27 protein-coding genes are annotated in these 25690 nt (G+C 70.1%); 17 read left to right on the forward strand and 10 right to left on the reverse strand.

The features are described 5' to 3' along the window. Both ACWDS7_RS27230 and ACWDS7_RS27235 read right to left on the reverse strand, forming a co-directional pair. Positions 1 to 251, reverse strand: a 251-nt coding sequence (locus ACWDS7_RS27230; protein ID WP_451931587.1) for a hypothetical protein, incomplete at its 3' end; no start/stop codon positions are given. After that, on the reverse strand, positions 244 to 705 hold the full coding sequence (locus ACWDS7_RS27235) for a hypothetical protein (protein WP_451931588.1): 462 nt from the start codon (positions 703 to 705) through the stop codon (positions 244 to 246). The genes ACWDS7_RS27235 and ACWDS7_RS27230, both read right to left, overlap by 8 nt. A gap of 784 nt (positions 706 to 1489) precedes the next feature. Here ACWDS7_RS27235 and ACWDS7_RS27240 point away from each other — a divergent pair. The 10 genes from ACWDS7_RS27240 (at position 1490) to ACWDS7_RS27285 (ending at position 11575) form a co-directional block, all read left to right on the forward strand. Next, the gene (locus ACWDS7_RS27240; protein WP_451931589.1) at positions 1490 to 2038 is read left to right on the forward strand and encodes a hypothetical protein; all 549 of its coding nucleotides are present in this window, start codon (positions 1490 to 1492) and stop codon (positions 2036 to 2038) included. A 416-nt stretch (positions 2039 to 2454) separates the two neighbouring features. After that, a complete protein-coding gene (locus tag ACWDS7_RS27245; protein ID WP_451931590.1) occupies positions 2455 to 3567 on the forward strand; it encodes a Vgb family protein in 1113 nt (370 codons plus the stop codon). Between the two features lie 252 nt (positions 3568 to 3819). Then, on the forward strand, positions 3820 to 4470 hold the full coding sequence (locus tag ACWDS7_RS27250; RefSeq protein WP_451931591.1) for a MarR family winged helix-turn-helix transcriptional regulator: 651 nt from the start codon (positions 3820 to 3822) through the stop codon (positions 4468 to 4470). 46 nt (positions 4471 to 4516) lie between these two features. Next, positions 4517 to 4906 carry a hypothetical protein gene (locus tag ACWDS7_RS27255; protein WP_451931592.1) on the forward strand — a complete coding sequence of 130 codons (390 nt, stop codon included), beginning with the start codon at positions 4517 to 4519 and terminating at the stop codon, positions 4904 to 4906. 756 nt (positions 4907 to 5662) lie between these two features. Beyond that, complete coding sequence (locus tag ACWDS7_RS27260; RefSeq protein ID WP_306861753.1) at positions 5663 to 6991, forward strand: cation:proton antiporter; 1329 nt, start codon at positions 5663 to 5665, stop codon at positions 6989 to 6991. A gap of 16 nt (positions 6992 to 7007) precedes the next feature. Then, positions 7008 to 8420, forward strand: coding sequence for a pyridoxal phosphate-dependent decarboxylase family protein (locus tag ACWDS7_RS27265; protein ID WP_451931593.1), 1413 nt, complete (start codon positions 7008 to 7010; stop codon positions 8418 to 8420). Continuing rightward, positions 8363 to 8962, forward strand: coding sequence for a GNAT family N-acetyltransferase (locus ACWDS7_RS27270; RefSeq protein ID WP_451931594.1), 600 nt, complete (start codon positions 8363 to 8365; stop codon positions 8960 to 8962). The genes ACWDS7_RS27265 and ACWDS7_RS27270 overlap by 58 nt, the downstream gene beginning before the upstream one ends. After that, the gene (locus tag ACWDS7_RS27275; RefSeq protein WP_451931595.1) at positions 8952 to 9584 is read left to right on the forward strand and encodes a DUF6875 domain-containing protein; all 633 of its coding nucleotides are present in this window, start codon (positions 8952 to 8954) and stop codon (positions 9582 to 9584) included. Before ACWDS7_RS27270 ends, ACWDS7_RS27275 begins: the two co-directional genes overlap by 11 nt. Before the next feature lie 255 nt (positions 9585 to 9839). Next, positions 9840 to 10943 (forward strand): sensor histidine kinase, encoded by a 1104-nt coding sequence (locus ACWDS7_RS27280; protein ID WP_451931596.1) that lies wholly within the window; start codon positions 9840 to 9842, stop codon positions 10941 to 10943. After that, positions 10940 to 11575: a response regulator gene (locus ACWDS7_RS27285; RefSeq protein ID WP_451931597.1), complete on the forward strand. Its 636-nt coding sequence runs from the start codon at positions 10940 to 10942 to the stop codon at positions 11573 to 11575. The genes ACWDS7_RS27280 and ACWDS7_RS27285 overlap by 4 nt, the downstream gene beginning before the upstream one ends. On the opposite strand, the gene ACWDS7_RS27290 is transcribed toward ACWDS7_RS27285, so the two are convergent. Beyond that, positions 11562 to 12509 (reverse strand): LLM class flavin-dependent oxidoreductase, encoded by a 948-nt coding sequence (locus ACWDS7_RS27290; RefSeq protein ID WP_451931598.1) that lies wholly within the window; start codon positions 12507 to 12509, stop codon positions 11562 to 11564. The genes ACWDS7_RS27285 and ACWDS7_RS27290 overlap by 14 nt on opposite strands. A gap of 75 nt (positions 12510 to 12584) precedes the next feature. On the opposite strand from ACWDS7_RS27290, the gene ACWDS7_RS27295 reads away from it, so the two are divergent. Beyond that, a complete protein-coding gene (locus ACWDS7_RS27295; protein WP_306861739.1) occupies positions 12585 to 13310 on the forward strand; it encodes a helix-turn-helix domain-containing protein in 726 nt (241 codons plus the stop codon). A 155-nt stretch (positions 13311 to 13465) separates the two neighbouring features. Here ACWDS7_RS27295 and ACWDS7_RS27300 read toward each other — a convergent pair whose 3' ends face one another. The 5 genes from ACWDS7_RS27300 to ACWDS7_RS27320 all read right to left on the reverse strand — a co-directional run bounded on the left by ACWDS7_RS27300 (position 13466) and on the right by ACWDS7_RS27320 (position 16933). Then, positions 13466 to 13888: a hypothetical protein gene (locus ACWDS7_RS27300; RefSeq protein ID WP_451931599.1), complete on the reverse strand. Its 423-nt coding sequence runs from the start codon at positions 13886 to 13888 to the stop codon at positions 13466 to 13468. A 147-nt stretch (positions 13889 to 14035) separates the two neighbouring features. Beyond that, a complete protein-coding gene (locus ACWDS7_RS27305) occupies positions 14036 to 14659 on the reverse strand; it encodes a hypothetical protein (protein WP_451931600.1) in 624 nt (207 codons plus the stop codon). 242 nt (positions 14660 to 14901) lie between these two features. Beyond that, the gene (locus ACWDS7_RS27310; protein ID WP_451931601.1) at positions 14902 to 15474 is read right to left on the reverse strand and encodes a dihydrofolate reductase family protein; all 573 of its coding nucleotides are present in this window, start codon (positions 15472 to 15474) and stop codon (positions 14902 to 14904) included. A 143-nt stretch (positions 15475 to 15617) separates the two neighbouring features. Further along, on the reverse strand, positions 15618 to 16349 hold the full coding sequence (locus tag ACWDS7_RS27315) for an SRPBCC family protein (protein ID WP_451931602.1): 732 nt from the start codon (positions 16347 to 16349) through the stop codon (positions 15618 to 15620). Then, on the reverse strand, positions 16346 to 16933 hold the full coding sequence (locus ACWDS7_RS27320; RefSeq protein ID WP_306861729.1) for an ArsR/SmtB family transcription factor: 588 nt from the start codon (positions 16931 to 16933) through the stop codon (positions 16346 to 16348). Before ACWDS7_RS27320 ends, ACWDS7_RS27315 begins: the two co-directional genes overlap by 4 nt. Before the next feature lie 283 nt (positions 16934 to 17216). Here ACWDS7_RS27320 and ACWDS7_RS27325 point away from each other — a divergent pair, with 283 nt between their 5' ends. Beyond that, complete coding sequence (locus ACWDS7_RS27325) at positions 17217 to 17867, forward strand: class I SAM-dependent DNA methyltransferase (protein ID WP_451931603.1); 651 nt, start codon at positions 17217 to 17219, stop codon at positions 17865 to 17867. A gap of 628 nt (positions 17868 to 18495) precedes the next feature. After that, on the forward strand, positions 18496 to 18729 hold the full coding sequence (locus tag ACWDS7_RS27330; RefSeq protein WP_451931604.1) for a hypothetical protein: 234 nt from the start codon (positions 18496 to 18498) through the stop codon (positions 18727 to 18729). Between the two features lie 637 nt (positions 18730 to 19366). Here ACWDS7_RS27330 and ACWDS7_RS27335 read toward each other — a convergent pair. Continuing rightward, positions 19367 to 20530 (reverse strand): hypothetical protein, encoded by a 1164-nt coding sequence (locus tag ACWDS7_RS27335; protein ID WP_451931605.1) that lies wholly within the window; start codon positions 20528 to 20530, stop codon positions 19367 to 19369. A gap of 396 nt (positions 20531 to 20926) precedes the next feature. Between ACWDS7_RS27335 and ACWDS7_RS27340 the strand changes: the two genes are divergently transcribed. The 4 genes from ACWDS7_RS27340 (at position 20927) to ACWDS7_RS27355 (ending at position 24252) form a co-directional block, all read left to right on the forward strand. After that, on the forward strand, positions 20927 to 21511 hold the full coding sequence (locus tag ACWDS7_RS27340) for a TetR/AcrR family transcriptional regulator (protein WP_451931606.1): 585 nt from the start codon (positions 20927 to 20929) through the stop codon (positions 21509 to 21511). 308 nt (positions 21512 to 21819) lie between these two features. Next, positions 21820 to 22428, forward strand: coding sequence for a DUF998 domain-containing protein (locus ACWDS7_RS27345; protein ID WP_451931607.1), 609 nt, complete (start codon positions 21820 to 21822; stop codon positions 22426 to 22428). A 56-nt stretch (positions 22429 to 22484) separates the two neighbouring features. Continuing rightward, positions 22485 to 23384: an alpha/beta hydrolase gene (locus tag ACWDS7_RS27350; RefSeq protein WP_451931608.1), complete on the forward strand. Its 900-nt coding sequence runs from the start codon at positions 22485 to 22487 to the stop codon at positions 23382 to 23384. 718 nt (positions 23385 to 24102) lie between these two features. After that, positions 24103 to 24252: a hypothetical protein gene (locus ACWDS7_RS27355; RefSeq protein WP_451931609.1), complete on the forward strand. Its 150-nt coding sequence runs from the start codon at positions 24103 to 24105 to the stop codon at positions 24250 to 24252. A gap of 288 nt (positions 24253 to 24540) precedes the next feature. On the opposite strand, the gene ACWDS7_RS27360 is transcribed toward ACWDS7_RS27355, so the two are convergent. Next, the coding region (locus ACWDS7_RS27360; RefSeq protein WP_451931610.1) for a LuxR C-terminal-related transcriptional regulator at positions 24541 to 25690 on the reverse strand (1150 nt) is incomplete at its 5' end.

A 25690-nucleotide genomic window follows, 5' to 3' on the forward strand; every position in this document is an offset into this window, starting at 1 on the left:
ATCGGATGAAGATCTCCGGCCGTACGGGAGCCCGGTCCGGCAGGACGGGAGCCCACGCCGGCCGGATGAAGATCTCCGGCCGGGCGGGAGCCCACGCCGGCCGGACGGGAGCCCGCCGGGCCCCCGTCCGCGATCGCCGGGGGGCTGACCGCCCCGTGCAGGATGAGCGCTCCCTGCAGGACGAGTGCTCCCTGCAGGATGAGCGCGGACAGCGCCGCCGGCGCGCGCCGCCGCAACAGTGGGTTACGCAACGGAGTGGTTCACCGTGCCGGTGTAGGTGCCCGCCACCGCCTGGGCGGGGATGTTGATCACGATGGTCGGGTTCCAGGTGGCGGAGTTGTCACCGGACCCGCTCGTCTTGCTGAAGGCGGTGCGCGAGACGTCCAGCGTCTGGGCGGCCGCCGCGTCCACCTGCCCGGGGACGAAGGTCCCGGTGCCGGTCGTCGCGGTGGCCGGACCGGACCAGTACAGCAGCGCGGTGTTCGGGATGGTCTCCGCGGCCGTTCCGCCGCCGGTGGTGAAGCCGCCCGGGGCCGCGATCACCGACGCCGTCCACGTCGCGGTGAGCGCGGCGCGCTGGTCGGAGACCGTGACCGAGCCGAGGTGCCCGCTGATCTGGGTGCCCGGGTTGCCGCTGCCGATGTCGACCGGGCCGTCGGGCACGGTGATCGTCAGCCCGTTCGGGGCGGTCACCGTGAACGTCACGGTGGTGGGACACGTGGTTGAAACAGGGCATGTGCCGGCCTGGGCCGGGAGGGCGACTATCGCCATTGCCGCGACCAGGCCCGCGACACCTGCCAATGAGCTGCCGAGACGGCTTCCAGACACTACCGATCCCTTCATCGAACCCGACCATGCCCGGGTTGTCCTTGCGTGATCACATCCTGCTCAGCGCGCCTTCTCCGGAAACTGTCCATATGAGCGTCTGGCAACTTTTGGTGATCATCTGGTGACTATTGGCGATCACAGGTGGCAAATGTGACCATCGGTCGCACCGGCCCGCGCGTCTCCCTCCGCGGAGCGACCGGGCGCCCCGGCCCGGGGATGGCCCGACCCGGGGGTGGCCTGGTCGCCGGTGCGGGATGACGGACCCGGCGGGGAACTGCTCCGCCGGGGTCCGGGAGCCTCTCCGCCAGACCCCGGGAGCCTCTCCGCCGGTTCCCGTCCACCTGCGGGGTGATTTTCCGACATACGGCCGCCTGCGGTGAAATTCACCGGCGTACGACCACCTGAAGGGAAATTCGGCGAAGGCCACGGACGCGCACCGGCACGCGAGCGCAATTTCAGCCGGGCGCGGAAGATTCTATCGTCGCCTTACCCGTAATTTGCCACCCACGGACGGGATACGGGAGTGCGACCCAAATCAGGTGGCCTAGGCTGCCATCGGCTTTTCTCCACACCAGCGGATATCTGCTCCACGTCCGCCACCCGAAAGAGGATTTAACGCAATCGGAATGAGGAAAGGGCAGTGCGGACAATCCCGTCACTGATGGCTCCGATCGCCCTGCTGCTCTGGCTCGGCGCCCCCGCGGTCTCGGCCGCCGACAGCTCGGCCGCCGGCGCGGGGAAGGGGAAGGAGAAAGGGAGAGAGACCGCACGGGTGCTACGTGCCAACGAGCTGTTGATCACCGTGCCCAACGGCCCGGTGAACCTCGGCACCGGCGCCGCGGGCAGCACGCTCAGCGGCTCCCTCGGCACGGTGACCGTGTCCGACACCCGGCCGGGCAGCCGCACATGGGCGGCCACCGTGTCGGCCACGGACTTCACCCGCGCCGGCGGAGGGACCATCACCAAAGCGAACATCTCCTACTGGTCCGGCCCCACCACCGCCTTCTCCGGCACCGCCGTCCGCGTCCCGGGGCAGCTCACCGCCGCCCAGCAACTCCCGCTGTCCACGCCGGTGACCGCGTTCACCTCGACCAAGGGGTCACTCGTCGCCGCCACCTCCACCAGTTGGGAGCCGACGATCGTCGTCAACATCCCGTTCTCCACCATCCCGGGTGTCTACACCGGCACCATCACCCACTCGGCCGCCTGACCGCCGGGTCCCCGCGGCGGGACGTGTCGCGCCGGCCGGTCGGCGCCCCTCCCGTCCGGGGGCCGCCCGGAGCCGCGATCCCCGATGTACGGCGGAGCCGTCCTCCCTTCCGGCGGGAGCCGTCCGGTTCTCCGGCGAGAGCCGCCCCCTGCCCGCGGACCCAGCCATTGAGTTGGCGGTCTTATGACCAGCCACGAACATGGATTAACGAAGGCGCTCGTCGGGCGTGAGAGATATTTGGACAACCGGGCCCGGACAGGGATAAAGAATTCCCTCCGGATCAGGCTTTCAGGGTGTTTGTCCCAATGTCGAGAAATTCCTTCCGCAGTGGTCCCACACCGCGGATCTCAGCCGTCCGACAGCACCCGGATGCCCGCCCGGCGTTATTTGTGTTTCTTCTTTATGGAAGGGATGTCATGCGCCACTGTTACAGACGCCTCGGGTATCCGCTCGCGGCCCTGGCCCTGATCCTGACGATGAACGTGCCCGTGTCCGCCTCCACCGCCCCGACGGGCCGCCCCACCCCGCGCCCGTGGGTGAAGCTCTGCCTCAAGCTCAAGCAGAAGCACTCTCACCGGCACATCCGGTGCCGTCCCCCGCGGCTGCCCCGGCCCAGGATGGCCCCCATGTCCATGCTGGAGTCCCAGCTGACCCCGACGATCAACGAGATATCGGTGCCGACGAGCCCGTCGGCGGTCCTGGGGATCACCAGCGGCCCCGACGGGAACCTGTGGTTCACCGAGAACTACGCCAACAAGGTGGGACGCGTCACCACGGCGGGTGTGTTCACCGAATACACCATCCCCACCTCGAACTCCCAGCCGGCGGGCATCACCACCGGCCCCGACGGGAACCTGTGGTTCACCGAGGCCGCCGGCAACAAGATCGGGAAGATCACCACCGGCGGGACGATCACCGAATACACCCTGCCCAACTCGGGCTCCTACCCCTGGAGCATCGCCGCCGGCCCCGACGGGAACCTGTGGTTCACCGAGTCGGACGGCAACCGGATCGGGAAGATCACCACCGGCGGGACGATCACCGAATACACCCTGCCGACCAGCGGCGCCTACCCGCTCCACATCACCCCGGGCCCGGACGGCAACCTGTGGTTCACCGAGCCTCTCGCGGCCGGCATCGGGAAGATCACCACCGGCGGGACGATCACCGAGATCGCCGGTCCCACCGGTGCGATGCCCATCGGGATCGTCACCGGGTCGGACGGCAACCTGTGGTACACCGACGGCACCGGAAAGGTCACCTCGGCCACCACCGGGGCCGGCTTCACCGAATACTCGCTCACGGACCCCAGCGGCTTCCCCTGGGGCATCACCAGCGGGCCGGACGACAACCTGTGGTTCGTCGAGCAGCTCGGCAGCAGGGTCGACAGCATCACCACCGGCGGGACGCTCAACGAGTACGCGCTGCCGACCGACTTCTCCGGACCGTTCGAGATCACGACCGGTTCCGACGACAACCTCTGGCTCACCGAGGACTGGTACGACCAGCTCGCCATAGTGACCCCCTGACCAGGCCGTCCCCGCGCGAGCTCGCCGTACGTCGGCGGCGGTCCTGCTCCCTCCAGACATGACCGCCGCCGGTGGGCACCGCGAGCGCGGCGGGCCGGGAGCGTGACCCGTCTCCCGGTCCGGGCACGGCTCTCCCGGCCCGCCCCGGGCACGACCGACGCCGGGTGCCCCTCCCTCCGACCCCAGGTCCGGCCGGGAGGGGCGCCCGGCGTCGACAAATTATCGAAGCACGTACTAAAGTCGTCCTTCATCATGAAGGACGTACATAAATCATCGACCGACTTCGACCACGACCCCGACGGCCGCCTCTTCGACCCTCAGGCGAGGGCCGCCATGTCCCGGTTCGCCGGCGGGGACGACACCCTCGCCCTCGAAGCCGCGGCCTCCGTCCGCACCGCCTTCCACGCCGTCGAGCGCATGCGCGCCCACGGGGCCCAGGGCCGCGGGCTGAGCTCGGGGGCTCTGGACATCCTGCTCCGCCTGGACGCCTCGGCCGACGACGGGACCAGCATCGGCGAGCTGGCCCAGTCGGCCGGAGTGAGCTCCCGCAACGTCACCGGACTGGTCGACACGCTCGAACGCGACGGCCTGGCACGGCGGGTCCCCGACCGCCACGACCGGCGCTCCGTCCTGGCCCAGATCACCCCCGCCGGGCGGGCATGGATCGAAGCCTTCCGCCGGCCCAGCCAGGCCGCCATGGCGGCGATCTTCCGGGGCTTCACGCCCGACGAGCTGACCCAGCTACGCCACCTGTGCCTGCGCCTGGCCGACAACCAGCACCGGCTCGCCCAGCACCTGAGCCAGATCACCGGCCTGGACCAGGCCACCGACCCGGGCCAGACCGCCGACCCAAGTCAGGCCACCGACCCGGGCCAGACCGCCGACCCGGGCACCCAGCCGTGAGCCCGCCCCCCACCGGCCGTCAGGACGGCCACAAGATCGGAGCCCGATGACCCCCGAGACCCAGACCCGGCAGATCGTCCGGGGCTACCACGAGGCCAGATTCCGGGGAGACGTGTCCGGAGCCGTCGCACGCCTCGCCGGAGCGTTCACCTTCCGGAGCCCGCTCATGAGCTCCACCGACCCCGCCGGCCACCTGGCCGGCCTCGCCGGATTCCTCCAGGTGGTCACCGGCGTCGACATGATCAGTGAACTGTACGGCGAGTCCGAGGCCACTCTCGTCTACGACGTGCACACCGCCACCCCCGCCGGCACCCAGCGCACCGCCGAGCACTTCCGCCTCGACGGTGGCGAGATCACCTCGATCACGCTGATCTTCGACGCGACGCCCTGGCAGCCGATGAGGACGATGGTGGACCAGGCCCCGGCCGGCGGCTGACCCACGGCCGGGGCCGGGCGGCCACCTGTCCATGAGTGACCGTGGCCGCCCGCACCCCGCCGCATCCCGGCCGCGGGGCCCCACGCCCGGCAGCATCTCCACCACGGCGCCCCACGCCCGACCGGACCCCGCCACAGGGCCTCGCGCCCGGCCGGACCTCCGCCGCGAGGCCCCGCGCCCAGCTTTTTCGCGCATTCGCATTTCCCGGGCAAGTACGCCCGATGTCGGATCCGCAGACAATTCCTTCGGGTATCTCCTCGGTGCCGGATCAGCCGGCCGATGGCATTCTGGCTTTCGATCGAACTCCATGCGCGCACGCGTAGAGAAGAGGTCTCGATGGCCGGAGAATCAGGGACTCACCACAATGTGATCATGGCAGGCTGCGGGTCTGCCGATCTGACGTTCGGTGCCCGACCGGTGCAGGTCGGAGGGGTGAGCGTGACATTCCCCGGTGGCGCGGAATTTCCACCGGAGTATGCCGAGGAATCTCCCGACCATCGATGGATCCGGCCCTGGAGAAATCCGGAGGACCCGAAAAAATGATGCCGACCGATTTCCATGCCAGAAATTCCACTGGAATCTTCGGGCGGGGAACCAGCGGTGACGATTACCGCGCCGGCCGGTCCGGTCACGGCGGCCGCGGAACGCGCGATGAGGACCGGCGCATTCCGCGGGAGAACAACCGACCGCCGCCGGCCGGGCGGTCCACGGAACCGGAGTGCGAACCCCCGACCGATCTACCCGGAGGTTGATCCCATGGCCCCCATCTCCCCCATCGGGGCGCACGCGATGCTGCTGCTCCTGCTACAGCTCGGTGCGCTGCTCCTCCTGGCACTCGCGCTGGGCCGCCTCGCCGTACGGCTGAAGATGCCGGCGGTGGTCGGCGAGCTGTGCGCCGGGGTCGTCCTCGGCCCCTCGCTCTTCTTCCAGGTGGCCCCCGACCTGGCCGGCTGGCTGATACCGCGTGAGGCCGAACAGTTCCACATGCTGGACGCGGTGGGACAGATCGGCGTGCTGCTGCTGGTCGGCATCACCGGAGCCCACCTGGACATGAAGCTGATCCGCAGGCAGGGCGGGGCCGCCGTGAAGGTCAGCGGGTTCGGGCTGGTGATCCCGCTCGGGCTCGGCGTCGGCACCGGCCTGCTGCTGCCCCAGGCGCTGAACGGGGGCAAGGACCAGACGGTGTTCGCGCTCTTCCTCGGGGTCGCCATGTGCGTCAGCGCGATCCCGGTGATCGCCAAGACGCTCATCGACATGAACCTCATGCACCGCAACATCGGCCAGCTCACCCTGACCGCGGGCATGGTGGACGACGCCTTCGGCTGGCTGATGCTCTCGGTCGTGTCCGCGATGGCCACCACCGGCCTGCGCACGGGCACCATCGCCCTGTCCCTGGCCTACCTCGTCGCCGTGCTCGCCTTCGCCGCCGTCATCGGCCGGCCGCTCGTGCGCAAGGCCTTCCAGCTCGCCGGCCGCTCGGCGGAGGCCACCCCGACCATCGCGACCGCGGTCGTGCTGATCCTGCTCGCCTCCGCGGGCACCCACGCCCTCGGGCTCGAAGCCATCTTCGGGGCCTTCGTCGTGGGCATCCTCATCAGCGAGTACGGCAAGCCCGACCCGGCCCGGCTGGCGCCGCTGCGCACCGTGGTCCTGGCCGTCTTCGCCCCGCTCTTCTTCGCCACCGCCGGGCTCCGGATGGATCTCACCGCCCTCGCCAGGCTGGACGTCCTGGGCTTCGCCCTCCTCATCCTCGCCGTCGCGATCGCCGGCAAGTTCATCGGCGCCTACCTGGGGGCCCGCGCCAGCCGTCTCAACAAGTGGGAGGCCCTGGCACTGGGCGCCGGGATGAACGCCCGCGGCGTCGTCGAGGTCATCGTCGCCATGGTCGGCCTGCGCCTGGGTGTCATCAGCACCGAGATCTTCACCATCATCATCCTGGTCGCGGTCGTCACCTCGGTCATCGCCCCGCCCATCCTGCGGATCGCCATGGCGCGGGTGGAGCAGACCCCGGAGGAGGACGAGCGCCACAAGGTCCATCTGGACCTGTCCACGCCGGTCAGGCCCGTCCTCGAACGTGTGGGCTGAGGGAGACCGGTCAACGATGGATCTCCAGCACTGGCTGGGCCGCGCGGTCGAGGCGGTGAACGGGTGGAGCGCCGGCTTCGGCCCGTTCACCCCCCACCCCTCCCACCACGTCGGCGACGAGGAGTTCGGCGCGGCCTTCGCCGACCTCACCAAGCGCCTGCAGGACAACTACCCCTTCTTCCACCCGCGTTACGTCGGGCAGATGGTGAAACCGCCCCACCCGGCGGCGGTCGTCGGCTATCTCGCCGCGATGCTCGTCAACCCCAACAACCACGCCCGCGAGGGCGGGCCCGCCACGGCCGACATGGAACGGGAGGTGATCGCGGAGCTCGCCGCCATGTTCGGCCTCCCCGACCACCTCGGACATCTCACGACCAGCGGGACGATGGGCAACCTCGAGGCCCTGTACGTCGCCCGCGAGAGCCACCCGGGCGCGGGGATCGCCTACAGCGCGGACAGCCATTTCACGCACGCGCGGATGTGCCGCGTGCTCGGCGTGGCGGGCCACAGCGTGCCGGTCGACCTGCACGGCAGGATGGATCTCGACGCGCTGGAGGCCCTGCTGCGCCGGGAGCGCATCGGCACCGTCGTGCTCACCGCCGGGACGACGGGGACGGGCGCGGTCGACCCGGTCCACGGGGCCCTGGCCCTGAAGGAGCGCTACGGCGTGCGCCTGCACGTCGACGCCGCCTACGGCGGGTTCTTCACCCTGCTCGCCGGCCAGGGCCTGTTCGACCCCCGCCCGTGGGAGGCGATCCCGTCCTGCGACTCGGTCGTGGTCGACCCCCACAAGCACGGGCTGCAGCCCTACGGGTGCGGTGCGGTGCTGTTCGCCGACCCCGCCGTCGCCCGGCACTACCGGCACGACTCCCCCTATACCTACTTCACCGAGAGCGACCTTCACCTCGGTGAGATCAGCCTGGAGTGCTCCCGCTCCGGCGCGGCGGCGGCCGCGCTCTGGCTCACCCTGCGGCTGCTGCCGGCGACCCCGGACGGGCTCGGGCGGGTCCTGCTGCCCGGCCTCCGGGCGGCGCGGCGCTGGGCCGGGCTGCTCCAGGACTCCCCGCACCTGACGCTGTTCCAGCCGCCGGAGCTGGACATCGTCACCTACTTCCCGTCCGAGCCGACGCTGGCCCGCGTCGACGCCGCGACCGCCCGGGTGCTGAACGCGGGCATGGCCGGCGCCGACCCCGTCTACGTCAGCGCCCTGCGCGTGGACGGCCACGCGCTCACCGGGCGCCATCCCCGACTGGTGGCGGACGCCCCGCACGCCCGCGTCCTCCGCAGTGTCCTGATCAAACCCGAAGCCGGCGACATCCTCGAGCACCTGCACGGCCGCCTTGAGGAGCTCGCCGGAGGAAGGAGTCACCCTTGTCCAGTCCTGTCATCACCCTCCGACCGGCCACCAGCGCCGATACCGGACCCCTGACCACACTTCTCGCGGAGTCGTTCTTCGATGACGCGCTGACCGTCTGGGCCTTCCCCAACCCCCGTCGACGGCAGCAGATCCTTCCCGGCTTCTTCCGGATATTTCTTGATTTATCGATCTCACAGGGGGGTGCGCTCACGACGGAGGACCGCCAGGCGGTCGTGCTTTCGACCCCGCCCGGAGCCGAGGACCCCGGTGCGGACTTCACCGCGCGGCTGCGCGAGGTCGCGGGCGAGTACGCCGACGCGCTGCTGACCATCGTCAGGCTCCAGGAGGCGCACCACCCGGCGGCCCCCCGGCACCTGTATCTCGGTTTCGGAGCGGTCGCACCGCACCTGCAGCGCAGCGGCCTGGGCGCCCAGATGATGCGGCAGGTGCTGGACGGCTGCGACCGCGACGGCGTCCCCGCCTACCTGGAGGCGAGCTCCCCGGGCGGAGAGGCGGTGGCGCGCCGGTTCGGGTTCGAGCACCACGGACCCGAGATCGTGATGCCCGGCGGCCCCCGCCTGCGTCCGATGTGGCGGGATCCGCATGTGCTCTGAACCACGCCTGTGGTCCGCCGCCGAGGTGGCCGCGGGCTTCGACCATCCTCGTCTGCCGGAACTGCGGAAGATCCTGGATTGGAGCCGCGGATATCTCACGGCGGGCCATCCCGAGCTGGGCCGCCGCGGGCCGGTGTGCCCCTTCAGCGCCCCCTCGTTACGGCGTGACCTGTTCTATCTGGCCGTTCAGGACGACGTGACGGACGTCGAGCGGATAGGTGAGGCGCTGTCGGCCTTCCGGGAACGGTTCCAGGCGATGGCCGGCACGTTGCCGCCCTCCGACCGGGAGCTGCTGACCTTCGTCGTCATACTCCCCGACTTCGACCACGACGACTCCGGGGAGCTGGACGAGCTGCAGCGGCGCATGAAGCAGGAGTACGTCGCCGACGGGCTGATGATCGGCCAGTTCCACCCCACCTGCGCCGAGGCGGGTCTCTGGAACGAGGAGTTCCGCCCGCTGCGCTCCCCGATCCCGCTGCTGGCGATCCGCACGATGCTCGGGCTGGATCTCCCCTTCCTCTGGGACGAGACCAGCAACCTCGATTCCTATCTCGAACGCTTCGCCCCGCTGATCCCCGGCCGGGTGCGTTCGCAGCTCGTCAGCAGGATGGCGTCCAGCTGACCGCCCCGGCGGCCGGCGGCGTCAGGCTCTCCACGTCCTCCGGGTCCGGCCGGGATCCCCGCAGATGATCCCGGCCGGACCGGGCGGACGGTCGGCTTCCGGCCATCCGCGGACCTCTCCGCGGTTCAAGCGTCAGGCGGCGGGCGGTGGGCGGCGGGTCCGTCTGCCGTCCGGCGGATCCCGCGCGGAGGGTGCCGTGGACGCTCTCCCTTTCGGGAGATCTCCCGCGGCCGGGCGTCCCAATAGAGTCGGCCCATGGATCTGGTCGCCGCGCTCCTGGCGCTCGCCGCGATGACCGTGGCGCTGGTGCCGCGCGTACCACCCGCGTGGCCGGCCATGGCGGCCGGGGCGATCTCGATCGCGATCACCGCCGCGCATCCGCTGGGCGGATGGCACAGCGACGCCATCTCCTGGACGCTGGCCGAGGTGCCGCCCCTGCTCGCGCTGACGCTCCTGGCCGTCAGACACGCCCCGGCCCCGCAGGCCGCCGTCTCGGCCGGGCTCGCGGGAGGCGCGGTCGCGCTGATGCTCGTCCGCGTGCTCTGGCCCGGCGACTTCGCCTTCGCCGTCGGGTCCTGCGCGGGCTGGGCCCTCCTCGCGGTCGCGGCGGCGGGCGTCGGCCTCTACCTCCGCATGCTGGACAGCGGCCGGCGCCGCGCGGTGGCCGAGGCCAAGCGGACGCAGCGGCTCGTGCTCGCCCGCGACCTGCACGACTTCGTCGCCCACGACGTGAGCGGGATCCTCGTCCAGGCGCAGGCCGCCCAGCTCGCCCCCGGACCGCTCCCGCCGCAGGTCGCCGACGCGCTGCGGCGCATCGAGGAGGCGGGTCAGCGGGCGCTGACCGCCATGGACCGGACCGTCCAGATGCTCCACGGAGCCGACGAGGCCGGGTCCGGCACGGCGGGAGCGCTGCCGGGGGTCGACGGCCTGGCACAGCTCGTCGCCGGCTACTCCCCGTCGGTGCGGGTGGACCTCTCGGTCGATCCCGGGCTGGAGCGGCAGCTCTCCCAGGAGACCTCCGCCACCGTCTATCGGGTCGTGACGGAGGCGCTCACCAACGTGCGCCGCCACGCCTCCGAGGCGACCTCGGTGGCGATCGCCGTCGCCCGCGTGGGAGAGTCGGTCCGCGTACGCGTCACCGATGACGGCGGCGGCCACTCCGAGGCGGCCGGCCGCGGCGGCTTCGGCCTGGTCGGGCTCACCGAGCGGGCCGAGGTGCTCGGCGGTTCGCTGTCGGCCGGCCCCGAGCCGGGCGGCTGGCGGGTCGAGGCGCTCCTGCCCGCCCGTCCGCCCCGGAGGCTCCGGCACGCCGACGCGCGTGTGAGGCGCCCGACCGCCGACCGTGGAGAGCCGACATGACCACCCGGATCCTGATCGCCGACGACCAGGAGGACGTGCGGATCGGCTTCCGGCTCATCCTCGGCTCCCAGCCCGACATGACCGTGGTGGGAGAGGCCGCCGACGGCCGCAGCGCCGTCGACCTGGCCCGGCACCTGCGGCCCGACGTGGTGCTCGCCGACGTCCGCATGCCGAAGCTCGACGGGCTTGAGGTCACCCGGCTGCTGGCCGGGCAGACCCGGGTGATCGTCGTGACGACCTTCGACCTGGACGAATATGTGCACACCGCGCTGCGCAACGGCGCCTGCGGCTTCCTGCTCAAGCGGTCGGGGCCCACGCTGCTGATCGAGGCCGTCCGCGCGGCCATGGCCGGCGACACGCTGATCAGCCCGCAGGTCACCGTACGCCTGCTGGCTCACCTGCGCGCGCCCGCCGCGTCACCCGCGCCCACCGAGCCGTTGACGGGGCGCGAGTTGGAGATCGCCCGCCTGGTCGCCCACGGCCGCACCAACGCCGAGATCGCCGCCGAGCTGTTCATCGGCTCCGGCACGGTGAAGACCCACGTCGCCAACGTCCAGCGCAAGCTCGGCGCGGCCAACCGGGTCGGCATCGCGGCCTGGGCGTGGAGCTCCGGCACCGTCACCGGTCCGTAGCCCGCGCCGGCCGCCGGTCGATCTCGGCGATCAGCTCCAGCTGTTCGAGCTGCGCGTCGAGGGTCGGGGCCGCGATGCGGCAGACCAGGTGCTCCGCGCCCGCCTCCGCGTAGCGGGCCAGCGTACCGGCCACCTGCTCGGCGGGACCGGCGACCAGCACCTGGATCGTCCGCACCGTCTCGTACGGCAGGCCGTAGGTGGCCCGGCAGTAGGCGTCGAGCTCCCGCTCGCCCCGCTCCGCGTCATCGGTGACCAGCACCGTGACGAACAGCGCCGGGGTGACCGCGTCGGCGGGGCGCCCCGCCGCCCCCGCGGCCTGCCGTACCGACTGGAGACCCGCGCGGTAGTCGGCGGGGTCGGGCGGGTAGGGCAGCCACCCGTCGTAGTACCGCCCGGTGCGCTCCAGCGCCGACCGGCTCGCCCCGCCCAGCCAGATCGGCGGCCCGCCGGGCCGGTAGGACGGCGTGGACTCGGGCAGCTCGTCGAAGTGCAGCACCTTGCCGTGGAAGGACCGCTCACCCGCCCACAGCGCCCGCCACAGGGCGACCGTGTCGTCCAGCCGCCCGAAGCGGCGCTCCCACGGCACCTCCGACACCGCGTACTCGACCTCCGACCGGCCGGGGAAGCCCGCGCCCACGGTGACGGTCAGCCGACCGGCCGACAGGTGGTCGATGGAGGCCAGCTCCTGCGCGGCCGTGACCGGACGGCGGAAAGCGGGCAGCAGCGCCGCGGTGCCGAGCGTGACGCGTTCGGTCACCGGCGCGAGGGCGGCGAGCATCGCCAGCGGCTCGACGCGCGCGCCGAGCAGGGTGTCGTTGGCCCAGACCGAGTCGTAGCCGAGCCGTTCGGCGTGGACGCCGAAGTCGACCAGCCGCCGGGCGTCGTTCCACTGGCTGTGGTTGGTGGGGAGCAGGACCCCCAGTCGCGTGTTCATGGAACGGATCGTGCTCCTCACTGTGAATATCAACAATTCCCTCAAGGGAATCGACGGACCCAGCAGACTGGGAGCGTGGACTTCTCTCAGACCCTGCGTGCGACCCGGCAGCGCCGCCACCTCAGCCAGCTCGACCTCGCCCTGCGCGCCGGCACGACGCAGCGCCACCTCAGCTTCATGGAGAGCGGCCGTTCCCGGCCCGGCCGGACCATGGTGGTACGGCTGGGCGAGTCGATGGAGCTGCCGCTCAGGGAGCGCAACGATCTCCTGCTCGCGGCCGGTTACGCCCCCGTCTACCCGCAGACCCCCCTCGACGACCCGAGCCTGGAGCACGTGCGCACCGCGCTGGGGCACATCCTGAGCGGACACCTGCCCTACCCCGCGATCGTCGTGAACGCCAGGCACGAACTGGTGCTCGCCAACGACGCGTTCGGCCTGCTCACCGAGGGCGTCGCCGAGCACCTGCTGCGCCCGCCGGTCAACGTGCTGCGCCTCTCACTGCACCCGGAGGGTCTGGCGCCGCGCATCGTCAACCTGGCGCAGTGGGCGCAGCACATCCTCGACCGCATCCCGCGCGACGACCTCCACGACGAGCTGTCCGGTTACGTGCCGCACGTCGCGCCGGGGCCCGAGCACGTGGGCTTCGCCGCCCCCGTGCGGCTGCGCTCGGCACGCGGCGAGCTGCGGCTGACGACCACGATCACGACGTTCGCGACCGCGCTCGACGTGACCGTGGCGGAGCTGAAGCTGGAGGCGTTCCTGCCCGCCGACGCGGCCACGGCGGCGCTGCTGGCAGAGTGACAGTCCCCGCTCGCCATCGGCCCGGCAGGGAAGGCGGCGGCTCTCGCTCGCCATCGGCCCGGCGGGGAAGGCGGCGGCTCTCGCTCGCCATCGGCGTGGCGGGGGGCGGCGGCTCTCGCTCGCCCGGCCTTGACGGCTGTCCACCGCCCGGCCGGTCAGGCGCCGGGGAACATGTAGTCGGTGGCGATGCGGCCGTTCCCGTCGAGGACGAGGACTTCCAGACCGCCGCCCACCGCCGCACCGCCACCGGCGGGGACCATCTCCCAGTTGAACTTGACGACGTCGTGGAGGCGGATGGCATTGTCCACCGGCTGGAAGACGAACTCCCCGGGAGCGACGAACTCCTCGTAGCTGCGGGTCACCCGGACTTCGAGCTCGTCGTGCCCGTGCGCTTCGAGGGTGGTGGAGTCGAAGCCCAGCCCCGCGGCGATCTCCCGGATCTCCTGGGGCGGCTGAAGGATCTGACCGCCGTCCTCGGCCCACAGCTCCTTGATGGCACTGCGGCGCAGCTCGGCGTCCGGCTCGTTCCACAGGGCGACGTAGCGGCCGGCCAGGTCACGAGCATCGATATAGGTCACTGCTTCTCCTTGGCTTGCGTGTCCGTGTCACTCCCAAGCTTGTGAGAGGGGCCGCGGATCAACAATTCCTCGGAGGGAATGGCGGGCTCCACCCGGCCGCGGACCGGTCGGCGTGCCGGACGCCCTCGCCCGGCACGCGATCCGCGGTCAACTCCAGGTGGCGCGCTTGAGCACCCCCGACAGCCCCGGGGTGTTCCAGACGTCCACCACCAGGATCTTCGACGCGGGCAGGAACCACTCCTGCTGGGTGAAGCTCGCCGTCCGCCGCCCGCCGCTTTCCGTCACGCACTGGTTGGGCCAGGCGGTGTACTTCGCCTTGTGGCCGGGTCCGACCTGGCGCAGACCCGTCGAGGATGCCTTCTCCCCGGGGTACCAGCTGGTCTTGGCGTCGAAGGGACAGGACACCACTCCGCTGAAGGGGTGGAACTGGCTCTCGCCCGTGTAGGTGATGGAACCGCCCCCGACCGGGACCTTGGTGATCGCCCTCGGGCCGAACACCCAGAAACTCCGGCAGTTCGCGGCGAAGGGCTCCGGCTTCTTGCACGCCCCGGTCACCACCACGACGCGGTCCCCGTCACGGTGCGCCTTCCACCCGGCGGGAAGCTTCAGGTTCATCCCCCGGAAGGAGAAGACCTCGGCCTTCGAAGCCGACAGGCCCGAGGAAACCGCGGTCATCGGTGATCCCGGTGCGGCCGAGGCCGCGGCTGGGGTGGCAAGTACGGCGGCCGCGGCGGCCAGGCCGACGGCGAGGAAAGGAGATCGTTTTCTCATGCCGGGAAGCTATCGGCCCCCACTTGTCGATCTCTGTGCTCTCGGTTGTGGCGCAATGTCCCCGGCCGGATGACCCGGCACACCGGCGGAGTCCTCGCAGGCCGTGCCGCCGGCCTCCGGAGGGTGTGGTGGCGATCGAGCTCCCGTCGGACGGGCAGGCCGCCGGGCGCGGAGCGTCACGCTCTGACAGCGCCACGGCAGCGCCCCGTCCGGGGCGGCGCTGACGGCGCCGCCGACCCGGCCTACCCCTCGGCGACCGGCCGGTAGGTGCACACGTGCACGCCCGTGCCGCTGGTGACCGTCGAGACCAGCTCAAGCGTGCGCAGCGCACCGTCATCGGGGAAGATCGTCTTTCCGCCGCCGAGGATCACCGGTTCGATCATGAGCCGGAGCTCGTCGACCAGGCCCTCGTGCAGGAGAGTGCGCACGAGCGTGGGGCTCCCCATGACCAACAGGTCGCCGCCGTCGGTCTCGCGCAGCTCCCGGATGCGGGCGACGGCCCCGTCACCGGGGATGCGTGTGGTGTTGTCCCACGTCAGCTTGTCGTCGCCCAGCGTGTCGGACACGACGTACTTCGGTATGGCGTTCATCCGGTCGGCGAACGGGTCGCCGGCTCGCCCGGGCCACGCCGCCGCCATCGTCTGCCACGTCCGGCGCCCGAACAGCAGCGCCTCGGCACTGGTCATCGCGTCGCCGAAGGCACCGCCCACCACCTCCGGGTCGAAGAACGGGTGCGACCAGCCGCCGTGGGCGAAGCCGCCGTCGGTGTCCTCCTCGGGTCCGCCTGGCGCCTGCACGACGCCGTCCAAGCTCATGAACTCAATGATCACAATGCGCACGGGTCTCGTTCCTCCTGGGTCGTTCCGCTGATTCGGGGTTGCGCTGCCGGGATCCGGGGCTGCGCTGCTGGGTGGGGCTGTGTTGCCGGGTTCCGGCACCGCTGGTCAGGACCGGCCGGTCAGCCGAAGTGCTCGGCCGTCCAGGCGTCCCACGCGGCCTGCTCGTCGCGGCCCGCGAAGTTCTGGTGGCCGAGCACGAGGGCGTCGCCGCGGGCGGTGCCGGAGTGGATGAACCGGTACAGGCCATCATCCGTCCGGATGCCCAGATTGACGGGCAGGTTCGCGTAGTAGACGACCCCGGCGGAGCCGTTCGGGAGCCGGACGCCGTCGCCCTCGCCGACGTCAGGCGTGACGCCCAGCGACTCCGTGACGGTCTTCCAGACGGTGTCCGGGCCGCCCGCTCCGGGCCGGACGACCGTGGTGACCGACGGGGTGCGGCCGGTGAAATATGCGAGGTACTGCTTGAGGGTCTCCAGGTAGATGGGCCAGCCGGCCTTCATCGCCTCGAACTCGGTCTCCCAGTCGTCGCCGAGCATGCCGCTCTGCACGAGCCGCAGCACGGTCGTGCCGCCGCCGCGTCCCTCGACGAGGTATTCCAGCGCCATGAACTGGCCGTCGGGGGCCTCCGCACCGCGGGTCGCGAGGCGGGTGCCCGGCTCGTAGGCGGTGATCGTGGCCTGCTCGGTGTGGCCCATCATCGTGAAGCCGGCCGGACCGCCGACGGACGTGCCGAGCTCGGTGCGTCCCATGAACCAGGAGTCGACGCCCGGCCCGGTCGCGATCGCGTCCCAGACCTGCTCGGGAGTGGCGCTGAGCTCGATCTCCTGGCTCAGCTCGAACGGGTGTGTCATCGGGCTTCCCTCATGCTCGGATGGACGGCGACGACGATCCGGTGGTCGCGGCCGTGCGCGGCGGACTCGTCGTGGTATTTGGACACCAGGGCCGTGACGGCCCCGGCGAGCTCCTCGGCGAACGCGGCCCGGTCGGCGGCCGAGGCGAAGCGCACCTCGCCGTCGATCGCGAAGGTCGCGACGCGCTTGCGCGCCTGGGCGGCGCCGGTGATGAGCGCCCCGACGTCGCGGACCAGCCGGGCCGCGACGGCCAGCAGCCAGCTCACCGACAGCTGGTCGGGGGAGCGCGCCGGGTCGGGCTCGACCGACGCCAGCGCGGTCGGAGAGATCACGTAGGAGGCCGCGGTCGCACGCATGATGCGCTCGTTGACGTTGCCCTTGCGCCGCTCCTCGATCATCTCGACGAGCCCGTGCGCCTCCAGCGTCTTCAGGTGGTAGTTGACCTTCTGTCTGGGCAGGCCGACCCTGGCGGCCAGCATGGTCGCCGAGCCGGGCTCGCTGAGCTCGGCCAGCAGCCGGGCCCGGATGGGGTCCAGCGAGACCTCGGCGGCGGCCGGATCCTCGATCACGACGATGTCCTGCATGATCAAAGGCTATAGCCGACAAATTTTCTTGTCAAGAAACCTTTATTTGCCGGTGGACCGGCGACATCCGCCCGTCCCCGAGCCGTGGTGGCCGGCGATCCGCGAGCGGACGCCGGACTTCGACCCGTCGCGTACGCCGAGCCGGTGAATCGCGTACACCGAACCTGCGGGTCGCGTACGCCGAGCCGGTGGATGGGCGTGATCGTCATGGCGGCCCGCACGTGGCCCGGCGCCCTGTGCAGCGACCGTCCACGGCGCCGAACAGGCCCTAGCATGGCCACCCATGACCGAGCCGGACTTCCTCACCGCCACCCGCACCGCCTACGACAGCGCCGCCGCCCTTTACACCGAGCTCGTCGGCGAGTGCTTCCACTCCGATCCGCTCAACTACGGGATGATCCCCGTCTTCGCCGGGCTGGTCCGGGCCTCCGGCGACGGCCTGGTGGCGGACGTGGGGTGCGGCCCGGGCTACATCACCGCGTATCTCCGTTCCCTCGGCGTCACCGCCTTCGGCGTGGACCTGTCACCGGAGATGATCGCAATCGCCCGCGACGCCCATCCGGAGCTCCGCTTCGAGGTGGGGCTGATGAGTGCCCTTGAGGTGGAGGACGCCTCCCTCGCCGGGCTCCTGGCCAACTACTCGATCATCCACACCCCGCCCGAGTGGCTCCCCGGAACGCTCGCCGAGTTCCACCGCGCGCTGGCGCCCGGCGGTCACCTGCTGATCTCCTTCCAGGGCTACGACCACCCCACCGAACTGGCGGAGGCGTTCGACCACAGGGTGTCCCTCGCCTACCGGTATTCGCCCGACCGCGTGGCCGAGCTGCTGCTCAAGGCCGGACTCACCGAGGTGGCCCGGCTGATCGTCGCCCCCGGAGAGGACCCCCGGCGGGGCTTCCCCCAGGCCCACCTCATCGCCCGCCGTACGGCCTAGCCCTTCAGCTCCCGCCGCTCACCACCGCATGGACGTCTGGCCTGTGTCGATCGAAGTCCTCGCCGGAATTCCTCCGCCTCGGGGGAACCGGCGGGGACGTGTCGCGGCGCATCGAGCCGGCAGGCCGCATCTCGGGCGAGACGCTCCGGGGTATGCGGCGATCTCCCTGGCGGCCTCCACGATGCCCACCGGGCAGAGGCCCTCGCACTGAATGCCGTCATGAGCGCAGACTCAAGATCTCTGAATGCGCTTTCCACATCCGTCTTCCCAGGATTCCGCCAACAATGTCGCCGATTTCCTTGCCTGTCGTTTCCGTCCCCGTGGCGCCACACTGAAATCTCCTGGGAAGTGACCTCCAGGATTCCGCAGGCAACATGAATCCCCAGATCGAAGGCCAGTGGCGGCCAACTGAGGCGTAATGCCATATATCTCTGGTGGATGTGGATAATCACATTTATGTAGTGATGAGTCAGAAGTAACTTTTTGCCGCCAGCTGGGAGATTTAACCTGACGACGCGATTAGTGTGAGTGATGTTCAGCGCCGCATCGGCGTATCCCGGGACCCGGAACCGACGCTCGTCATCCCCGTCAATCGGGGTTCGGTCCTCACCTCAGGGAGTGATCTCTGATGCTCAAGCGTTTGCTCTTCGTCGTCGCGCTGGCGGCGTCCACGCTCTTCGTCGCCGGCACCGTCACCGGCACCGCGCAGGCCTCCGCGCCAAGCTCCTGCGCGTCGGCCCAGCACCCCACCTCCCCCAATCCCAACCTGTGCAAGTGGAGGGACGACGGCTGCTACTACTGCTACAGCTACAGGGACGCAAGGTGGGACCAGCAGTACTGCAACGGCGGCTCCGATGGCTAGCCGCCTCGGTGACTAGCCCCGATGGACAACGGCAGCCCGGCGGAGCACTGCCTCGCGGGGCTGCCCGCGCGTGGAGGGACGCCTCGCGTAGTTCTGCGGCTTCCGACAGATGGCGCGTTTCGATGACACCGATCACCTCGCGCACCCTTCAGCGATTAGGTTCACATATAAAGGAAAAATACGGGAAGCTCAAGCCAGGAAGAATGCATATTCAATCGTGCCCCTGCCCAAGGTGGGATAGAGCTTACGCACACTGCACCACCCACCGAGTCCCCGTTGGGACATACACATTGCCATGCACCCGGGAAGCGGAAAGCCGTCCGGCTCTCGACGAGCAGTGTCAGCCGGCCGCGACCGGCCGAAGAGCCGTAGCACGGCCGGCGGCCACCCGACGCGCGGCGAGACCTGCGGGCGGATCGCCTTTTGAAGACGCGGATCGCCTTTGAAGACGTGGAGAAAGCCCTCATCCGGCCCGACTTCGAGCCACTGACCTGGGCCGACACTGCACTGAAGGCGCCGCCGAGGCACCTGGAAACGCTCATGTATCAGGCGGTGCCTGCCTGCTTGGAGCTCATTGCAGGATGCGGTTCATGACCTGTGAAGGCAGCCGATGCTGCGTGATCTATATCTGAACCGATCAGCCGGTTCCTCGGTCTCCGAAGGCGGGATATCCCGGCAGCGGAGCGGCCCCCCATCCTCCGGCGACCTTCTGCAGCAGCAGCCGCATCGTCTCCGCGAGTGCTGGGAACTCCTCAATCGTGCTCGCCATCTCCCAGCGATGCCTCAGCAGTTGCCGTCTCGTCGGGACCGGTCGGCGGGTCCGGTGAAGCGGCCCGTCCTCCAGGGTGCGCGGCAGCAGCGCCACCGTCGCGTCCACCGTCCAGACCGCGGTTGCCCGCCGCATCCCGGCCTGCCATACCGTGTCCTCGGCCAGCACGGGATAGGCCGCCACGATCTCCGCGCGGAAGGCCTGCTCGATCTCCTCCGCCAGCCCGGGCGGCAGTCTGAAGACGCACCAGCAGGTGGAGAACGGCATGCGGCAGTATGCGGCCGTCAGGAAGACCGATTGGAAGCAAGCGGCCTCGAAGTCGATCAGCCGCAGGCCCTCCGGAGTGAGCAGGTTGTTGTCGGGGCAGGTGTCTCCAGGAGTGAACGCCGGGTATTCCTTCCCGATCGCCGTCCCGATCTCAGCCAGTTCCTCCGCCAGTTCTCGCGGCACGGCGATTCCGGTCCCGGTGAGCAGCGCGAGTAGGTCGGCGGCGTTCTGCTCGATCCACGGCTCGTCCTCCCACGACGCCATGCCCTTGTCGTATCGGACGCGCAGCTGCGCGAGATCGGCGCGCCTGCGCACCGACTCCGCAGCCAGTCGTCCGAGCCCGCGGGCCCAGGTCAGCAAGCCCTCTGCGGCGGCTCTGGGATCGTCCCCGAGCAGCACGTCCGCCAACGTCGGCGCGCTCCCGAGATCCACCATCACCAGCAGCGGTACCGCGGCGTCCACGCCCAGTAGCGCAGGACCGGCCAGTTGCAACGAGAGCCCGGCCGCCTCAGACGTAAAGGAGCGCAGTCCCTCCGGCTCGTTGGAGAACGACTTGACGATCACGCTGCCGCCGGCGGCCGTCCGGCAGCGCAGCACGGTGCTGCGGGTGCTACCCCCTAGATCGACCGGATCGAATAGCTCGGTATCCAGCAGGGTGCCTGCAGCACGCAAGATCAGATCCACCTCGGCATCCTGCCACTGCCGGCCAGGACGTCGCACTCGCTTATCCGACTCGCCGGTTCCGGTTGAAACGATCGGTTTCACTTCCGCGAGAAGTGCCGGCTACTTCTCTGGAGCCTTCCTGGCCGAGGTTCCTCCTCATCAGCGACGCTGACGAAGCTGCCGAGGTTGAGCACGGTATAGATCTCGCCGACCTCGCGGAGCCGCTCCAGACGAGGGCAGCCCGCCCCGTCGTCCGACGGCAAGGGAACCCGTACCGCAGGGCCGCCAGGCCCGAGCACCGCAAGCGGCGCGGACGGCCAGGCGGCCGAGCACCTTGCCGACCCGATCACCGCGATCCCGCTGACCCCCGAGACCGTGCGGTCCCTGCCCGACGGGGCCTGCGGGTCCACGGCCGATCGGCGGGGGCGACCGGTTGCGGACGGGACTCCGCCGCCCAGTTGATTGCACATAATGCAATTTTTGCGTACTGTGCAGATCATGGATGCGGTGGAAGAGCGTCGCAGACGCAACAGGGCACGGAAGCGACGGCTCATCGGAGACGCGGCGGTGAGCCTGGCCCTGGAGAGGGGGCTGGAGAGCCTGACCGTCGAGGGGATCGCCGAGGCGGCCGACATCTCCACCCGGACCTTCTTCAACTACTTCTCCACCAAGGAAGAGTCCCTGACGGTCGGGCCCTCCTCGTCGGCGGAGGAGCTGGCGGCACTGGTGACCGCGCGTCCCGCGGACGAGCCGGTGGTCCGGTCCATGCGATTCCTGGCCAAGGAGATCGCCGAATCCTTCGTGCCCAGCCGCGAGCAGGTCGCGCTGTGGCGCCGTAACCCCGAACTGCTCGCCCGGGCGCGCAGACCCGCCGATCAAGAGCAGATCTTCGTGACCCTCATGCGGACCGTGGCCGATCGGATGGAGGCCGACCTGCCGCGTGAGGTCTACCCCAGCGTGCTGGTCGTCACGACGTTCTCCATCATCGAGTGGGCCGTGCGGGCCTCCTGGCAGGACGACGTCGGCAAGTCTCTCGACGATCTGATCGACGAGGCCTTCGACCTGATCGAGCGCGGCCTGTAAACCCCGCCTCGCGGGGATCGGAAGATCCATAGAACACGCCTGGAGAGGCCACAGGAGGGCCGGTAGGGCGTCAATCCACGTCAGCGGAACGCCGCACCCGCCGGCCAGGGCACCGCCCTGGCCGTGGCCGGTGCCGTGGGTGCCGTCGCGCGCCCGCCCGGCGTGGATTCCGTGCTGCCCGCATTCGGGTCCGGCGGCGAGCCGGACCATCAAAGTGATCAAGGAGTGGGTGAATGCCTGGAACACCGTCACGCCATGACGCCGTCACATCTCGTAGCACATCCGTCACAGTCGGAGGGATCGCCTGGGTGCTGAGCGTGTGGTTCTTCGTCGCGGAGATTCTGGCCCGTGCCGCCTGGACCATCCCGTACGACTGGACCGAGCGCTTCCTCAGCGACCTGGGCAACACCTCCTGCCGGCCGTTCAGGTACTACACCACCGACGAATACCTGCCGGTCTGCTCGCCGCGGCACGCTCTGATGAACGGCTCCTTCATCCTGCTGGGAGTCCTGCTGGGAGTCGGTCTCATGCTGACCCGGCGCGCCTGGCCGCCGGGGCGCGGCACGGTCGTGGGACGCGCGCTGGTCGCATGGGCCGCCGTCAGCTGGGTCGTGGTCGGCCTGGCGCCGGAGAACGAGAACATCGTCGTGCACGGCCTGGGCGCGATGGGGATCTTCACCGCCGGGAACGCGGGAGTGCTGGTGCTCGGATCCGCCACCCGCGGCGCCCCCGGGTGGCGGGTGCCCGCTGTGCTCGGCATCCTCGCGGGCGCTTTCGGTCTGGTCATGGCGGTCCTGTTCCTGTTCAACCAGTTTCTCGGGCTCGGGCTCGGCACGATGGAGCGTCTGGCGATCTACCCCCTGATCGTCTGGGCGGCGACGGCGGGTGTGGCCATGATCGCCGGACGGCGACGGTGAACGGGCGCGCGCCCGACCACCTCACCTCCGTCACCTCCGCCTGGGAAAGATCCCCCATGACAAGCATGCAAGCACGGCTGACCACCGTCATGGTCAGGCTGATGGGCGTCAAACGGCGCATGTACGGCAGCGCGGAGAAGGTACACAAGAGCATCGCCACCGATCGCAGGAGAGGCCCCGCCGTACCCGGCTTCAAGGATCGGCTCTCCGTCGAGGAGCAGCACGTGGCCGGTCACCGCGTCTACACGGTGCGCCCGAAGTCCGGGCACACCAACCGTCACCTGTTGTACCTGCACGGCGGCGGCTGGTCCTTGTCGATCACCTCGCTGCACTGGGACCTCATCGGCACGCTGGCCGAACGGCTGGGCTGCTCGATCACCGTCCCCCTGTACCCGCTGGCCCCCGAGCACACCGCCCGCGACGTGTGGGCCATGCTCCTGCCTCTCTACCGGGACCTCGTCGAGCGGTTCTCCCCGGAGGTCCTGACCGTGATGGGCGACTCCGCCGGGGGCAACCTCTCCCTGTCCCTGATCATGCAGGCCAGGCAGGCCGGTCTGCCGCAACCAGCACACCTGGTGCTGGTGTCGCCGTGCGTCGACATCTCCTGCAGCGACCCGGCCATGGTGGCGCTGGAGCGGGTCGACCCGATTCTCGCCCCCGAGGGCGTGCGCGAGGCCGGCCGCCTGTACGCGGGAGGCCTGGACCCGCGTGATCCGGTGGTCAGCCCCCTGTACGGCTCGCTCCGCGGACTGGCCCCCATCACCGTGTTCACGGGCACCCTCGACATCCTCAACGCCGACGCCCACCGGCTCAGGGACAGGGCGCGGCAGGAGGACGTGTCCCTGGGCTGGTTCGAGTACCCCGGCATGATGCACGTCTGGCCCCTGTACTCCCTGCCCGAGTCCAGACGGGCGGTCGACGAGATCGTCGCGATCGTCGGGAAGCCCCGGGCCTGAAACCGCCGGACAGAGTCTTGGGCGGCCATGCCCGAACCGGGCTTCTACAAGTCGTGGGCGGTGAAGCCCGGGGGATCCGAACTCCCGGCATCCTGCTTGCAGATCGGTCTGATCTTCGACCGTAGGGGGGCTGAGCTGGGCGGCGGCCTCCCCGCGAGTGACCGTGACTGACCGCCGTTGACCGCCCTTAACGGCCCGCTAACGGCCCGGCGACCCGGGAAGATCCTGCGAGACTGTCGTCCGCCACCGACGCGCGAAAACGCGACCGCCCCACCGCAATCCACGGAAGAGAAGCCGGACCGACCCGAAGAGAAACGCGATCTCGAACAACAGGGAGCACATGAGCAGGACTTCGCCGAGCGACTCCCGATCGCTCGCGTGTGCCCATCCGACGAGTACGGACGAGGCGACCACGCCCAACAAGTATCCGAGCATCGCCAAAGCCTCGTTGTACCCGGTGCGCATAAGTTGATCTTAGGCCCGTCCCAACGCGTTCAGGGCTCTACAGATCCGTCCGAAGGCTGCACAGCGAGCGGCTCCGCCAGAGGCCCGACGGCCGGCATCCATGATGCCTCTTCCATATCAGGACTGTCCGGCCATGCTCCAGGGCTTGAAACCCGGTCCTGACCGGTGCTGGACGAGTATGAACGTGAGCCGCCGTGTGCCTGTGTTGCAGTACCCGTTGCAGTACTTTGACATCGCGGGCAGATTGAGCCACATGATCGAGTTCGACGGCCCTTTCTACCGGGTCAGCGAACCGGGCTTCGCCTCGATGAGCGATGCCGTACGAGACATGATCGCGACCGGAGAGATCGACAGCGCCTGTGGTGTGCTTCCGGCTGATGACGAGGAACAGACTGCGGATTGAAAGCGGAAGGCGCTTCCTGTCCTTCGCGATGCCCTGACCTGGCGCTTCGGGTGCTGCCGCATCCTCTGGGACTGGCCGTTCCGCGCATGCTCCGGACCTTGGAATCCGGCTCTTCTGCCAGGCTTTCGGTAAGCCTCGGCATCTCCATTACGCCGTCAGGATGAACGGTGATCAGCCACGCTATCCGGTGGGCCGGGGCTGAGGAACGGGGCCCTGGACCATCGATCGCCCCAACCCTGTACGGAGAAAGGCACCGCGGCTTCGGTCCGACTTCCGAGCGGACATCGGTCAGTCGGGCACCGGCGAAGACCGGGCGACAGCCGCCAACTGAGACCGCGAGGTGATACCAAGCTTGGGGAACGCCTTGTAGAGGTGATAGCCGACGGTCCGCGGGCTGAGGAAAAGCTGAGCGGCGATGTCGCGGTTGGAGGTGCCGTTGGCCGCCAGCCGTACGATCTGGCGTTCCCTGGGGGTGAGTACGCTGAGCGGGTCGTCGGCCTTGCGCGGCGCCGCCGGCACGTCTCCGGTCGCGCGCAACTCCGCCCGGGCGCGCTCGGCCCACAGCTCCGCGCCGAGCCGGTCGAAGATCTCCAGCGCACCCCGTAACTGTGCGCGGGCGTCCGCTCGCCGCCGTGCCCGTCGCAGCCACTCGCCATAGGCGAGCTGCGTCCTCGCCTGCTCGTACGGCTGATCGCCTGCCTCATGGCAGCGCACGGCATGCGCGAAGTGCGCCTCGTCCTTCTCGACGAGGGCGCGGCAGCGCAGGGCGATCGCGTCCGGCGACGGCTGACGGACGTGCCGCGCCCACTCCAGGTATCTGGCAAGCGGCTCCTTCGCCCGCTCGGGCCGGCCGCCACGGATGGCGGCCTCGACCTGGTCGGCGGCGGAGAGGACGGTGAGGCCCGTCGACGGGATGGCCTCGAACTGCTGGAGGGCGGCGTCCGGACGGCCCAGGCCGAGTTCGAGTCGGCCGAGTGCCCAGCGCCCGACGGCCGCCGCGAGGACCAGTCCCTGGCCGTCGGCTCTCGCGATGCCTTCCTCGGCGTTGGCGCGACACTGCTCCACATCCCCTTGGTGAGCGAGCACCCAGGCGAGAGAGCACATGAGATGACTGATCTGATGCTCGTGCCCCAGTTCCGCCGCCAGCCGCAGCCCTGCGTTCAGGGTTGCCCTGGCCTCGCCGTACCGGCAGAGCCATCCCTGCGCGAGGCCATGATCCTGGAATGCGACGGCGAGCCAACCGATCATTCCGCTTTTCCGGCACTCCGCCACGACCCGTCCGGCGATCTCCTCGTAGCGGGCGGCGCGGCCCAGCGGGAAGCACAGGGAGGCGGTGAAGGTCAGCCCAGGCACTCCCAGCTCGGCAAGCGCATGTCCGTCGACCGCCTCGCCCATGAGCTTGGTCCCACCTCCGATGTCACCGCTCAGCAGGCGGGTC

This window comes from Streptosporangium sp. NPDC003464 (genome assembly GCF_053588315.1).

Excerpts from the sequence above, each read along its gene's own strand:
- ACWDS7_RS27240 (WP_451931589.1), top strand. The coding sequence starts at position 1,490 with ATGGCTCCGATCGCCCTGCTGCTCTGGCTCGGCGCCCCCGCGGTCTCG.
- ACWDS7_RS27245 (WP_451931590.1), top strand. The coding sequence starts at position 2,455 with ATGCGCCACTGTTACAGACGCCTCGGGTATCCGCTCGCGGCCCTGGCC.
- ACWDS7_RS27250 (WP_451931591.1), top strand. The coding sequence starts at position 3,820 with ATGAAGGACGTACATAAATCATCGACCGACTTCGACCACGACCCCGAC.
- ACWDS7_RS27255 (WP_451931592.1), top strand. The coding sequence starts at position 4,517 with ATGACCCCCGAGACCCAGACCCGGCAGATCGTCCGGGGCTACCACGAG.
- ACWDS7_RS27260 (WP_306861753.1), top strand. The coding sequence starts at position 5,663 with ATGGCCCCCATCTCCCCCATCGGGGCGCACGCGATGCTGCTGCTCCTG.
- ACWDS7_RS27265 (WP_451931593.1), top strand. The coding sequence starts at position 7,008 with ATGGATCTCCAGCACTGGCTGGGCCGCGCGGTCGAGGCGGTGAACGGG.
- ACWDS7_RS27275 (WP_451931595.1), top strand. The coding sequence starts at position 8,952 with ATGTGCTCTGAACCACGCCTGTGGTCCGCCGCCGAGGTGGCCGCGGGC.
- ACWDS7_RS27280 (WP_451931596.1), top strand. The coding sequence starts at position 9,840 with ATGGATCTGGTCGCCGCGCTCCTGGCGCTCGCCGCGATGACCGTGGCG.
- ACWDS7_RS27285 (WP_451931597.1), top strand. The coding sequence starts at position 10,940 with ATGACCACCCGGATCCTGATCGCCGACGACCAGGAGGACGTGCGGATC.
- ACWDS7_RS27290 (WP_451931598.1), bottom strand. The coding sequence starts at position 12,509 with ATGAACACGCGACTGGGGGTCCTGCTCCCCACCAACCACAGCCAGTGG.
- ACWDS7_RS27305 (WP_451931600.1), bottom strand. The coding sequence starts at position 14,659 with ATGAGAAAACGATCTCCTTTCCTCGCCGTCGGCCTGGCCGCCGCGGCC.
- ACWDS7_RS27310 (WP_451931601.1), bottom strand. The coding sequence starts at position 15,474 with ATGAGCTTGGACGGCGTCGTGCAGGCGCCAGGCGGACCCGAGGAGGAC.
- ACWDS7_RS27315 (WP_451931602.1), bottom strand. The coding sequence starts at position 16,349 with ATGACACACCCGTTCGAGCTGAGCCAGGAGATCGAGCTCAGCGCCACT.
- ACWDS7_RS27320 (WP_306861729.1), bottom strand. The coding sequence starts at position 16,933 with ATGCAGGACATCGTCGTGATCGAGGATCCGGCCGCCGCCGAGGTCTCG.
- ACWDS7_RS27325 (WP_451931603.1), top strand. The coding sequence starts at position 17,217 with ATGACCGAGCCGGACTTCCTCACCGCCACCCGCACCGCCTACGACAGC.
- ACWDS7_RS27330 (WP_451931604.1), top strand. The coding sequence starts at position 18,496 with ATGCTCAAGCGTTTGCTCTTCGTCGTCGCGCTGGCGGCGTCCACGCTC.
- ACWDS7_RS27340 (WP_451931606.1), top strand. The coding sequence starts at position 20,927 with ATGGATGCGGTGGAAGAGCGTCGCAGACGCAACAGGGCACGGAAGCGA.
- ACWDS7_RS27350 (WP_451931608.1), top strand. The coding sequence starts at position 22,485 with ATGACAAGCATGCAAGCACGGCTGACCACCGTCATGGTCAGGCTGATG.
- ACWDS7_RS27355 (WP_451931609.1), top strand. The coding sequence starts at position 24,103 with ATGATCGAGTTCGACGGCCCTTTCTACCGGGTCAGCGAACCGGGCTTC.